13 protein-coding genes are annotated in these 12,308 nt (G+C 46.7%); 6 read left to right on the forward strand and 7 right to left on the reverse strand.

Features of this window, described 5'->3' with window-relative positions; all coding sequences use genetic code 11:
• Positions 1-32 precede the first annotated feature (32 nt).
• From DW091_RS02390 to DW091_RS02400, 3 genes are all read right to left on the reverse strand, one after another.
• Positions 33-311, reverse strand: a complete 279-nt coding sequence (locus tag DW091_RS02390) for a hypothetical protein (protein ID WP_118517302.1) — start codon at positions 309-311, stop codon at positions 33-35.
• Between the two features lie 17 nt (positions 312-328).
• Positions 329-1,312 (reverse strand): 3'-5' exonuclease, encoded by a 984-nt coding sequence (locus DW091_RS02395; RefSeq protein WP_207665234.1) that lies wholly within the window; start codon positions 1,310-1,312, stop codon positions 329-331.
• A 139-nt stretch (positions 1,313-1,451) separates the two neighbouring features.
• A complete protein-coding gene (locus tag DW091_RS02400; protein ID WP_118517304.1) occupies positions 1,452-2,102 on the reverse strand; it encodes a TetR/AcrR family transcriptional regulator in 651 nt (216 codons plus the stop codon).
• Positions 2,103-2,298: 196 nt separating this feature from the next.
• On the opposite strand from DW091_RS02400, the gene DW091_RS02405 reads away from it, so the two are divergent.
• Genes DW091_RS02405 through DW091_RS20260 form a run of 5 tightly spaced genes read left to right on the forward strand, consistent with a single transcriptional unit; the run spans position 2,299 to position 6,360 of the window.
• Positions 2,299-3,456, forward strand: coding sequence for a uroporphyrinogen decarboxylase family protein (locus DW091_RS02405; RefSeq protein WP_118517305.1), 1,158 nt, complete (start codon positions 2,299-2,301; stop codon positions 3,454-3,456).
• 10 nt (positions 3,457-3,466) lie between these two features.
• On the forward strand, positions 3,467-3,613 hold the full coding sequence (locus DW091_RS20255; RefSeq protein WP_187368452.1) for a hypothetical protein: 147 nt from the start codon (positions 3,467-3,469) through the stop codon (positions 3,611-3,613).
• Positions 3,614-3,644: 31 nt separating this feature from the next.
• Positions 3,645-5,021: an MFS transporter gene (locus tag DW091_RS02410; protein ID WP_118517306.1), complete on the forward strand. Its 1,377-nt coding sequence runs from the start codon at positions 3,645-3,647 to the stop codon at positions 5,019-5,021.
• 25 nt (positions 5,022-5,046) lie between these two features.
• Positions 5,047-6,204, forward strand: a complete 1,158-nt coding sequence (locus DW091_RS02415; protein ID WP_118517307.1) for a uroporphyrinogen decarboxylase family protein — start codon at positions 5,047-5,049, stop codon at positions 6,202-6,204.
• A 9-nt stretch (positions 6,205-6,213) separates the two neighbouring features.
• Positions 6,214-6,360, forward strand: a complete 147-nt coding sequence (locus DW091_RS20260; RefSeq protein WP_167495267.1) for a hypothetical protein — start codon at positions 6,214-6,216, stop codon at positions 6,358-6,360.
• Positions 6,361-6,395: 35 nt separating this feature from the next.
• Here DW091_RS20260 and DW091_RS02420 read toward each other — a convergent pair whose 3' ends face one another.
• Genes DW091_RS02420 through DW091_RS02435 form a run of 4 tightly spaced genes read right to left on the reverse strand, consistent with a single transcriptional unit; the run spans position 6,396 to position 11,304 of the window.
• The gene (locus DW091_RS02420; RefSeq protein WP_118517308.1) at positions 6,396-7,010 is read right to left on the reverse strand and encodes a response regulator transcription factor; all 615 of its coding nucleotides are present in this window, start codon (positions 7,008-7,010) and stop codon (positions 6,396-6,398) included.
• Positions 6,988-8,550, reverse strand: coding sequence for an ATP-binding protein (locus DW091_RS02425; protein ID WP_118517309.1), 1,563 nt, complete (start codon positions 8,548-8,550; stop codon positions 6,988-6,990). The genes DW091_RS02420 and DW091_RS02425 overlap by 23 nt, the downstream gene beginning before the upstream one ends.
• Positions 8,551-8,589: 39 nt before the next feature.
• A complete protein-coding gene (locus DW091_RS02430; protein WP_118517310.1) occupies positions 8,590-10,551 on the reverse strand; it encodes an FtsX-like permease family protein in 1,962 nt (653 codons plus the stop codon).
• Between the two features lie 9 nt (positions 10,552-10,560).
• Positions 10,561-11,304, reverse strand: a complete 744-nt coding sequence (locus tag DW091_RS02435) for an ABC transporter ATP-binding protein (RefSeq protein WP_118517311.1) — start codon at positions 11,302-11,304, stop codon at positions 10,561-10,563.
• 180 nt (positions 11,305-11,484) lie between these two features.
• Between DW091_RS02435 and proC the strand changes: the two genes are divergently transcribed.
• Complete coding sequence (proC, locus tag DW091_RS02440; RefSeq protein WP_118517312.1) at positions 11,485-12,294, forward strand: pyrroline-5-carboxylate reductase; 810 nt, start codon at positions 11,485-11,487, stop codon at positions 12,292-12,294.
• Positions 12,295-12,308: the final 14 nt, after the last annotated feature.

A 12,308-nucleotide genomic window follows, 5' to 3' on the forward strand; every position in this document is an offset into this window, starting at 1 on the left:
AGCTAACAAAAAGACCCCTGATGGGGTCTTTTTTAGGCTTCAATAATTTCAATCCACAACCCCTTCTGATCAGAGGTCAGATTCAGGTTTTCCAAGGTGGTGGGTTCAGGAAGTGGCTTTTCCAGGATAAAACACTCGTTTATCCATCTTCCAAGAACCTCAGCTGCAATATCGAAAGCCCTTGGGAGGTCGGCCGCTTTTATGGGAATATCCTCAACGCCGAGATCTGGAAAACCAAAGGTAATATTATCTTCACTTTTAAGTGTAAAAACGGCGGGGTAGGCATAGGTCAGCTTTTCTGTGTTATCCATGAATCGGTTCCTTTCTTTCAGGTAGTGGCGGCAAGCGGCTCTGAGCGCGGGATAAAAATCGTGTTGCTGCTGTTGTCGGCAGACGTGCGCTGTTTGAATCCGGCAGACTTATTGTCAATCATTTCGATATCTTTTCTGAGCACATCCAGCACGAGTTTGCAGTCATCCAGAGCGCGATGGTTCTGCATATCACAGTCTGCGGCCCTTTGGAGGGCAATCTGATTGATATCCTCCACCAGCCCCATATGAATTTTCTGTGCACAGCAGAATTTGCAGTCCAGATCGATACCTGTGGAGTCAATAGACTTTTTCAGCAATACAGAATCATAGTCAATGCCCCAGGACATAAGTGTTTTTCCGGCGATCAAATCGCGCAGGTCACCCATGACCTGATGAATAGAGGGCTTGTCCATCACCATCTGATTGGTAATGCCGGTAAGTGAGCTGATGCGCCAGTTGATTTTATGGCTGGGTTTTACCAGACTGTTATATACAGTACTCCCCTTGCAGTCGATGACGGCGATCTCGATAAGCTCATCCGGGCACTGAACCGCTTCTGTATCAAAAATAAAATACTCGGAAGGCCCTTTCAGATCTTCGCGGATACGTTTGAGATGGGTCCTGGCATAGCGCTTGTTTTCTGCAATACGGCGCCTGCGCATTTCCTCATGCATTCGCTGGCGTTCTTCATAGGCCAGAATAATGGGGGTCAGTTCATTTTTGCTGGCATTTAACTCTTTCGCGATGGCTTCGTTGCTGAGGCCTTGGCGTCTGAGTGTGTTGTACCATTTTTTCAGGAAGGAATTAAGCTTGTCATAGGGATAATGCATTTCTTTTGCGATTTGCTTATTCGAATATTTTCTTTGGCGGAGTTCCTTGTACTTTAAAAGCTCAAGCTCCTGTTTTTCCTGACGTTTTCTTTTGATTTCGGCATCGCGCCTTTTTTTGAGCTCTTTAAAAACCGGATGAACGGGAGTGATGTTTCCCTGATTAATCCACATTTCAAAAAGTTCAAAAAGCTTTTTTTCACTGATGTTCATGACTTTGAGAATATGAGGAAGAGGTTTTGTCTGAACTTTTTTAAATTGGCATAGCATAGATTTCATGATAAATGTCCTTAAATATCAATTAGCAGTCTTTTTAGATTAAAAAGCAGATATCAGAGGTATCGATAAGATTGAGAAGTCTGTCCGCTTTTTTTAAATTCTTTTCAGTAATATTTGTGTCAACACCCGCGAGCCGTACGGTTATGGTGGCCAGGAAATTGATAAAATCCTTTGATTTTACAGGGTCCAGCGTTTCAAAGCAGTCCTTCAGAAGATATTTTCTTGCACCGTACTCAGCGATCATCAGTTTTTGGAAAACTTCTTTTTGGATGTGCAGGTCAAACTCTGAAATAACAGCCATCATGGATTCACGCACAAACTGGTGTGTTTTTTTTAAAACCAGATCCTTATTGAGAAGGAGCTCATAGAGGCTTTTATTGGCTGGATCTTCAAAAATTTTGATATAAAAAATATGATTGAATAAAATATGCTTTTGAAGATGGTTTTCCAGCTGCTCTGAAAGCTGCTCCTCAAGCATTTCATTGATCGCGAGGATAAATTCATGGTAAATACTGCCGACCAAAGCCTCTTTTTTATAATAATAATTAACCAGCCCAACTGGAATTTCTGCTTTTTCCGCGATCATCGCGATAGTCGTCTGTCGGTAACCGTGTTTATAAAAAAGCTCCTTTGCAGTCTGTAAAATTTTTTTCTTTGTTTCAATACCATTTTTATATTGTGCCATAATATCCTCGATTTTAAACTATTTTAATTATTATAACATAATTGTTTACAAACCGCACGATTTAAAGGTTGAAAATATTATTTTGTAAAAAAAATAAATTTAAGATAAAATGCTTGACAAAATGACGGATGCGAGATATCATATTGAATATAAAATTGAATATATTATTTTATATTCAAAAATATGGAGGGGAATTATGAGTGATGCGAACGTTATGAAGCTGTATGAAGAAAGAGAAAAACGCTATATTCAGGCAGTGAAGCTTGAGCAGCCAGACAGGGTGCCCCATGAGACAAGGTTCGGGGAATACTGGGCCATTGACTACGCTGGTTACCCGATTAAGGGCTCGACGGTTGATCCGAAAATCATGGGTGAAGCCATGGAAAAGCTGGCCCGGGATTTTGCCACAGATACTGCGCCTTTTTTGTTTTCAAGAAATCCTTTATTTTACAAATCATTACAATCACAGAGCTTTAATGAAGGGAAAACAGGCATTATGCAGCATCCGGAGGTATGCTGTATGAAAACGGAGGAATACGACGAATTGATTGCCAATCCTTTTAAATGTATTGTCGATAAAATACTGCCAAGAGTTTACAAGGCCTTAGATCCGGAAAAAGGCAGCAGCGGCATTTCACTGGTGCGGGCCATGAATATACAGAATGATATGAATACGCCGATTTTGATGGAGGCAGCCCGGGTGAGCCAGAAATATGGCCTGCCCCTGACAGGCGGAGGACTTGTTGAGGCGCCCATGGATTATATTGCCGATATGATCCGAGGTTTTTCTGCCATCACCATGGATATCCGGAGACACCCTGAAAAGGTGGCAGCGGCTGCGGACGCAGTGATGCCTTTGATGGACCGTCTGGCAGCCCAGCTCCCGGCGGCGCCGGGCAAGCTGGTGAGCATGCCGCTCCATATGCCAGTATTTATGCGGGAAAAGGATTTTGCGAAGCTGTGGTGGCCAAGCTTTAAGGAGCTGGTGGAACGAATGGCGGCAAGAGGGCAGTATATGCGCATTTATTTTGAAGGGGACTGGACGCGCTACTATGACTATCTGCAGGATTTGCCAAAGGGGCGTATTCTCGGTGTATTTGAATACATGGACCATCAGCTGGCCAAGGACAAGCTTGGAAAGGTAATGTGTATTACCGGCGGTTACGATGTATCGCTTTTGCAGTATGGAACAAAGCAGGCAGTTATCGACGAGGCCAAAAAGCAGATGGATATCCTGGCCCCGGGCGGAGGCTATATTTTTACGGTTTCCAAGGGTATCACCTACCCCAATGACGGAACCCCTGAAAATGTTAAGGCATTGTACGAATTTGTGGAAGAATACGGAAAATATTAGGAGGTAAATGATGAATCAGGAAGTAAATTATCTGGCGAGCTGGGAAGCGTACTGTGAAGCCAACGGTCTGAATTATGAGGAAAACGCTTATCTGGAGCCATACTGGCAGGCGGCGCAGGAAAAACTATTTGGTTTTATCATCAAGCTTTTGATATGAAAAGATATGAGAGAGAGGGAGAGAAAAAATAATGAATGGTACAAGAGGAAAACTGGGTAATTTTGTAAAATTTTCCTATGGCTTTGCAGATGTTGGATTCCAGATGATGGTAACCCTGTCAAATTCCTATCTGCTGATCTTTTTTACGGATGTAGCGGGGATCTCGGCAGTAACGGCAGGGATTATTATGACTGTAGGGCGGATTATCGATACCATCAGCGTGCCGATTCTGGGACCATTTATCGAAAAAAGTCATTTGCCCTGGGGAAAATACCGGTCGTGGCTGTTTATCGGCGCGATTTGTATATTTATCACCAACGCGATTTTATTTGTCAACCTGAGCTTTTTGCCACAGGTGGCGCTGATTGCAGTAGGAGCCATTGTGTATGCTGTCTTCTGTATTTCAACGAATGTAGCTTACATTGGCTATACCTCCATGAATTCATCCTTAACCGATGATCCCAAGGAAAAGGTACAGCTTTCTACCTTCCGCGGCCAGGGCGCTGCCATCGGAAAAATTATTGCTGGCTGGACGCTGATTCCAATGATTTATTTCTTCGGCGGCGCGGACGCCTATACAGAGCAGGGCTTTCTGCTGACTGCTGTTTTAGTGGGGTTGATGATTGTCTTTACCTATCTGACTCTTTTCTTTGCAACCAAGGACCGCAGGGTAATGAGCAGTAAGGAAGAAATTAAGGACGCCAAAAACAATGGGCCTTCCGTAAAGGATATGCTCAGACAGATTGTGACAACGCGGCCGCTGCTGCTGCTTTTCCTGACGGACGTTACCCGGATTCTGGCCAGCCTTCTGGTCTTTTCAATGTTTCCGTATTTCTTTAAATATGTGGTCAATGATCCGGCCAAGGTCGCTGTATTCTTTGGTTCTGTGAATATTCTTTTGTTCATCGGGGCAACGCTGGTTCCGTTTATCACCAAAAAGCTCAGCAAGAAAACGACCTATATGTGCGGCAACGCTGTGATGGCAGTATGTTTTGTATTGATGTTTTTAAACAGTGGGAACCCAACGCTGGTTACGGTTCTGGCATCCATCGGATACCTTGGATATTCTCTTGGAAATGTTGTGAATACAGCCATGTATGCAGATATTGTTGACTTTGGCGAATATAGAACCGGTAAGAATGCCAGAGCGGCAATTTTTAGTGTATTCCAGCTTTCCATTAAGGTTGCGGCTGTCTTTTCAACCAGTATCGCGGCTTTTGGGCTGGCGTCAACCGGATTTCAGGCCGGGGTTGAACCAACGGCTCAGGTCGTGAGCGGTATTAACATGATCTCCATGCTGCTGCCGGCAGGTCTGCTCCTCATTGGATTTGCGCTTTTGTTTTTCTACAATATCGATGAAAAAGAACTGCCAGAAATGCGTGAAGCGGTCATGAACCGGAAAAACTAAGCTGGGATGGAACAGAGGGAGACAAATGGAGAATAATTTACAGAAAATGACAGAAGAACGAAATCAACTTTACATAGATGTGCGCGCGGGCAAAATACCAAAGCGTGTGCCCGTCAATCTGAATATGGACGGCGCGGCGGCCTTGGAATACGCTGGTTATGATCTTAAGACACAACAGTATGATATAAAATATCTGATCAGCGCCATGGAAAAAACAGCGCAGGATTTTGAGAGTGATAACCTCGGCGTAACAGCAGTCCGATTTGCTCATTTTTACAAAATATTGGGTGCAAAGCATTTTGTTATGGGGACAGATGGTTTTTTGCAGCATCCAGAGATTGCAGCGATGGAACCCATAGAATACGATGCGCTGATCGCTGAGCCCTATAAATTTTTGTGGGACAGTGTCATCCCAAGACTTTATACTGAGCTGGACAGGCCGTGGCCTTTGTCTTCGGCAGCGCTGGCAAAGGGTTTTCATACCTTTTACAGCACCATGGGGCAAGTTGGCGCGGCAAAAAATGAGCTGTGCCTGAAATATGGAAAATCAAATCTGGGAGGCGCCTTTGCCCAGACCGACGCCCCCTTTGACTTTATCGCCGATCTGCTGAGATCTTTTACGGGTATGATGATGGATATCCGGCGTGTGCCGGACAAGGTGGAGGCGGCCTGCGAAGCGATTCTGCCATTGATGGTTAAGGCCGGCGCCAAGGGTACGCCGGAAAAGGCGGGCGGCTGTATGATTCCGCTGCACATGGCGCCCTATATGAAGGAAAAGGATTTTGAGCGCTTTTACTGGCCGACCTTTAAAAGGCTTGTGGAAGAACTGGTAAGGACAAATACAAATGTCTCGATTTTCCTCGAGCATGATTTTACGCGCTTTCTGGATTATATTCGTGAGCTGCCCGCAGGGTGCCAGCTGATGGCTGAATTCGGAGATCCCAAGGTCTTTAAGGAAAAGCTTGGAGACAAGTTCATATTGACGGGCTTCTATCCGCTGGCAATGCTGAAAACAGGAACGCTGGATGAAATTCAGGATAAGGCGAAAGAAATCATTGACGTTCTGGCGCCAGGCGGGCGTTATATCTTCAGTCTGGACAAGTCCATTCTCAGAGTCAGTGATGTGGAAATTGGAAAATATCAGGCGCTGTTGCGTTTTGTGAAAGAATACGCGGTTTATTAGGAGGCAGGAATGGATATTAAATCAGAGTATTATAATCATTTAGACGAAAACATGGAAAAATATGGCATTGCGGCAGAGGATGTTCCCATGGCTGAGGATACCTTTCAGGGTTTGGAAGAGCAGATGTTCAGCTTTGCAATGTTTATGCTGATGTAGAATGAAAATAAGCCTGACCCCATTGTGGGCCGGGCTTATTTTTTATGGTAGGAAGGGCGGATGTAGCCTAATTTTATGCTCTTTGTCACGGCCTCAAGCGAGGAGGAGACATCGAGCTTGTCAAAAATATGCTGGATATGGTTCGAAATAGTGCGTTCACTGGAAGAAAGCATTTGAGCGATGGCCTTGCGCTTGTATCCCTCTGATAAAAGCTGTAAGATTTTTGCTTCCGTTTCGGTGAGCTCTTCGATGGTTTCATCTGCCCTGGAAAAAAGAGGGATGCCTCTGTTAATCTGAATCAGGCTTTCGAGCAGTTTTCCGGGATCAAGATTTTTATTTAGAAAACCACAAGCCCCCAGCTTTTCGGCGGCATGGCGGTAAACGGGAAGGTCATAGCCGGTTAAAAATACAAGCTTCAGTCTGGGAAATTCTTTCTTAAGCCTGGAGGCAAGCGCGATGCCGTCCTCGTCACTGATGGTGTCGAGGTTGATGTCGAGAAGAAGAATATCCGGATGAAGCAGGCGGATCTGTGGGGCAGCCTCTGATGGGTTCTGGAGTGTGGTGAAGCGGTCGATTTCGGCGGCGTCCTCCAAAACAATTTCCAGACTTTTGGCAAAAAGGGCATGGTCATCGATCAATAAAATGTTCATAAGAATGATCTCCTTTCACGGGAAGAATGGCAAAGGCGCAGAGACCGGACGGGCGATTGGGTCTGATATCCAGCCTGCCGCCTGCCGCTGTAAGAGTTTCTGAAACAGAAGCAAGGCCTTTGCGTTTGAAAAGATCGGAGGGCAGAGCCGTGAGGCCGGTTCCGTTGTCAAGGACAGACAGGTGAAGATAATGATTTTCCACAGACAGTCGGACTGTGATTTCTGACGCATCGGAATGCTTAAAGGCATTGTTCACCAGCTCTTTTATTAAGCGGAAAACAATGCGGTTATAGGGCTCGATGAGGAAAAGATCCTCGGAGCAGTCCAGACAAAGCCGCACTTTTCTTAAAGGATAGGTCTCCGCAACGCTTTCAAGCAGCTTTTTTAAATTTTCCTTCAGCGTTATTGAACTTAGAAGCGCTGGCGAATACGCCTGCATTTCATTGCGGATCGAGTCGTTCAGCGCATTTAAAGTGCTGATGATCAGGGCTTTGATCTCAGGCTGGTCTGCTTTGGCAGCCAGGTTTTTGACGGAGAGAAGATCCTGCAGAACCGCATCGTGCAGGTAGTCTGAAAACTCTTTTTTCAGGACTTCCTCACGGTTAAGCCAGGTGAGTGGGTCCATATAATGGGCAGTGCCTTTGTTGACCGAAGGCCGAAGCGCCTGATACGCGGCACCGAAATAGTAAAGCAGGATAAACCAGAGCGCTGTGTGCAGCAAAATAAAAACCGCAATGACAGGCAAGGAAAGGAACCAACCAAGCGTAGATAAGACCACTACCCCGAAAAAGGTGATCGGCGGTAAAAGGAAAGAGGGCGCTGGCTGGCTGTTCTCAGAAGCGCTTTGTCGGCTGTTCTTTAAGACGCTGTGAACACTGATAAGCGGCAGGCCGATAAGAATATAGAGACCAGTGTTGGACAGAAAGACAGGGCTGTACCGGAAGGCAAAGCTGTAGAGAACAGCAGGAAGGAGAATCAGCAGCAGAGAAACCAACAGGCTGCGACCCTCCTGTCTGAAAAAGTATTGGCTTCTTTTTTTATTCGCCAGGAGAATGACGCCAAAAGAGACAATGCTTACCAGCCACTGAACTGCCAGAAGCAGATTAAACAGGCTGGGATTTGGAAAGCTCACCAGCATCAGCAGCGTGAGGATCACCTGAAGGAACAAAATCGGTTTTTTGCCTGAGTAGACAGAAGCCTGAAAAATAAAACTCAGGAAAAAATGAAAGAGAACCAGGGGCAGGAGGGCATAGAGCAGAAGGCCGAAACCTGAGAAAACCGGGAGCTCCAGTCTCAGGAGGAGCATGCACCAGGACACAAAGACCAGCACCATGGCGTAATGTCTTAAAAAAGGATTGGAATGGTAATTTTGAAGCTGAATATAGACTGCTCCAAAGTCTGTCAGTAAAATGACAGCCAGGGACATCACTGCTTCGGCGCCGAAATCCAGATGGAGGTAAAACTCGCAGCACAAAAAGGCAGTCAGTAACAATTGATGAATGATTAGCAGCAGCTGCGCGCGAAGATATTGGCTTTTCATGGCGTTCTCCTTTTTGGTATTGGTTTTATTATAGCACAATCAGGCGTTGTCGGCGATTTGGCAGCAGGCGTGCTGTGTGATAATGTAGTACAGCGCAAAAACGGCCAGATATAGGGCATAGGACAGCATAAAAGGCGGCAGGAGAGCGGCACTGCTGATGATTTGAGGCATAAGGGCGTTATAGCATTGTAGAGCGAAGAAGCTGTGTAAGCCGCCCAGAACGCATGGAATGCTGAAAAGAATCAGGTTTTGTTTTCCGACAATGCGGTGCAGGACTTTATTCTGGCAGCCCAGTTTTTTTAGAATCTCAAAATCTTTTATGTCATAGCAGGTATCAGAGAGGCTTTTAAAATAGAGGATACAGCCCATGGCAATAAAAAATATGAGTGTGCCGAAGGCTGTCAAAAGCAGATTTGGACTGCTGGCCACCATAAATTCATCTCTCTTTAGGCAGGCGCTGGCAAAACGGTAGTCACCCTCGAAAAGGGGCGAGAGCGCTTTGGCTGTGGCAGCGTCCTCTGACAGGCTGTCCCCAAAAATACTGACGACAGAGGTGGTTTCGAGGCCTGATTGGGCTAAAGCAGTGTACAGATGGTCAGAAACAACCAGTGTGCCGACGCCTTCGTTGGCAAAGCCGGTAGCGTTATCCAGAGTCGTTTCCGTGATATGGACACGCTGACATGTTCCGTCTGGCAATGCGAGGTCGCAGGCGACCCCGGCGGACTGGCTGCTGCCGCTCATATAGCGCGTGAGGATAGCTTCATTTTGTGTGAGGGTCGGTGCGGCCGCCTTTTTCATGGCTGACATCCGTTTGTTGTAATCGGTCAGGCTGATAATAGCAAAATGCGGACCATTGTTTTTTTTGGCGTACTCAAATTCTGGAAGCCCGGGCGAATCGGAGACCGCGATCAGCAGACAGCTTTCAATGATCTGATAATCCTCGGCGGGGTGATGTCGCCGGATAAGGCTGAGGGCCTCCTTTGTTTTTTCTGAATCGTCGCCTGGAAATTCAAGGGCGGCGGGCGTGATTCTGGAAAGTCCCTGCGCTGAAAAGGAATAGGTGCAGAGCGTGGAACCGAGGATCCCAAGGGTGGCGGCAGAGAGGAGCGTGAGCAGGATAAGCATCCGCGCGTTGCTGCGGATGCGGTGGACAAACTTTGGCAGAACCACGATAGTATCGGGTCTGTAAAACAGTTTTTTACGTCTGCAGATCATCTGGATACCAGAAGGCAAAAAGGAGCGGATAAAGAAAACTGTTCCAGCAGTTACCAAAAGTAAGGTCAGCCCAGCCATGGGCAGAAATCCGATGGTGACCCAGAGAGATCGGACGCCGGCGGTGATGTTAAAAGCAAGGCAGTAGCCTGAAGCCAGTAAAGCCAGCCCCAGAACAGCCAAAACAGGGCGCAGTCTCAGGGGTTTTTCACTTTTCTTTTCAAGCCTTACCATGGATAAAACGCTTAATTTTTTTAAAAAGACACCATTGAGCAGGAAAAGCAGAATCAGAGCGGCAGCGACAAACAGGATGGTTTGAGACAGGGCGTCCGGATTAAAAAGTGGAACCTCGGAGAGATTAACTTTTAAATCCAGAAGAACAGTCAGCAGGAGGACTACGCTTTTATGAAAAAAGCTGCCGACGATCAGGCCTGAAAGCAGGGCAGCGGAAATGATCAGGAGGTTTTCGAAAAAGAGAAGTCCCATAATTTTTGTTTTTCGAAAGCCCAGCAGGGCGTAAATGCCCAGTTCGCCCATACGCCGTTTTGTAAAAAAGCTGTTGGAGTAGGCCATATAGAACAGGACAAAGGCCATGAGGATCACAGATACCACACCGGTCATTGCCTCGACCCGTCCGTCCTCCGATATTTTTTTCATGATTAAAGTATTCATGGAAAATGCCTTAAAGCAGCTATAAATTGCGAGAACGAGGGTGACAGAAAGAAAATGCAACAGATAGAAACGGTAATTTTTCTTAAGATTCTTGTAAGCCAGGTCAATGAGTTTCATAAATGCCTCCTATTGGTCTAGGCTTGAGACAGCGCTGAGAATCTGACTATAAAAATGGGAAGGAGACTGCCCTTCCCGGTGTAGGGCTTTTATAATGCATCCATCCTTAAAGATGAGGATGCGGCTTGCAAAGCTTGCGGCATAGGCGTCGTGGGTTACCATGAGGATGGTGGTTTTCAGCTCTGCGTTTATCTCGCTGAGTTTTTTCAGAAGGGCTGTACCAGCGGCGGAATCCAGGGCGCCGGTAGGCTCGTCGGCAAAGAGGATGGACGGATTTTTCGCTAAGGCTCTTGCCGCAGCGGTTCTCTGGCGCTGCCCGCCGGAAAGCTGCGCAGGGTATTTGTCTAAAAAAGAAGCGATGCCAAAGCGCTCTGCCAGTTTTGTAACCATTGTGTCAATTTTGTGAACCGGGGCGCCGATGAGCGTAAGCGGCACGGCGATGTTCTCCTGCACCGTCAGGCTGTCGAGCAGGAAATATTCCTGAAAGATAAAGCCAAGACGGTAACGCCGGAAATCCGCAGCGGCGTTGTCATTGAGACCTTGTATATCGATCCCGCCAAAGGTGATGCGCCCTTCGGTAGGCGTATCAATCGTGGACAGGACATTGAGCAGGGTGGTTTTTCCAGAGCCGGACGCGCCCATAATGCCTACAAATTCGCCGGAAGCGACTTTGAACGAGACGCTCTCCAGAGCCGGCCGCTGGTTTTTATCATAATATTTGGTCAGATTTTGCACATTCAGTAAAAGGGACATGATTTTGTTCTCCTTGTTTTTATTAAGCTTGTCTTTAGTATACAGAAGGACGGAAAATAATGAATGAGTAAAAAGCGCATAATTTTTATTTGTATAAAGGGCCAAAGAGGTTTAAAATAAAGGTGTAATTGAGTTTTTTGGTTTACAATCTAGAAATAATTAAACTGACGGAGGGTTAGAATGAAAGATACAATTGGTTTTATTGGATGCGGCAATATGGCTCAGGCTATGATCGGCGGTGTGGTAAACAGCGGACTCTTTACCGGAGAGCATATTATCGCTTACGATCCATCGGATGCACAGCGCCGGAAGGTGACTGAAAAAATTGGAATCCGGACTGCCGAATCAAACACCGGCGTTGCCGCTGAAGCGGATTACCTGGTGTTGGCGGTTAAGCCCTTTGTCTACGCCGATGTTCTGCGCGAGATTGCCGGCCACACAAAAGAAGATGCGATTGTGATTGTCATCGCGGTGGGCGTGGAATTCAGTGATGTTAAGGATATTTTGGGTAAGGATACTAAGGTGATCCGGACTCAGCCAAGCACGCCTGCCTTTGTCGGTGAATCGGACTCGACGATTTGTCCGGACGAGCTGATGACAGAGCAGGATATTGAAGAGGTTATGAGCATTTTCAAAAGCTTTGGCCGGGTTGAGATCATAAACGAAAAGCTGATGAACGTTGTACCTTCCATCGCGAGCTCAGCACCAGCCTACACCATGCTTTTAATTGAAGCCATGGCTGACGGCGGTGTGCTGCACGGCTTCCCCAGAGATCAGGCCTACCGTCTGGCAGCCCAGTCGGTATACGGTGCGGCAAAGCTGGTACTGGAAACAGGGGAGCATCCGGCGGTTTTAAAGGATCAGATCTGCACGCCTGGCGGTACGACCATCGAGGCAGTGCGGGCACTGGAGGCCTCGGGCTTCCGTGACGCAGTGATCTCAGCCGTTGACGCGTGCGCGCTTAAATCCATCAGCTTACTGAAGAAATAAACGAAAAGAGGTTT

The sequence above is a fragment of the Eubacterium sp. AM05-23 genome (genome assembly GCF_003477535.1).
GTDB classification, from domain to species: Bacteria; Bacillota; Clostridia; order Eubacteriales; family Eubacteriaceae; genus Eubacterium; species Eubacterium maltosivorans.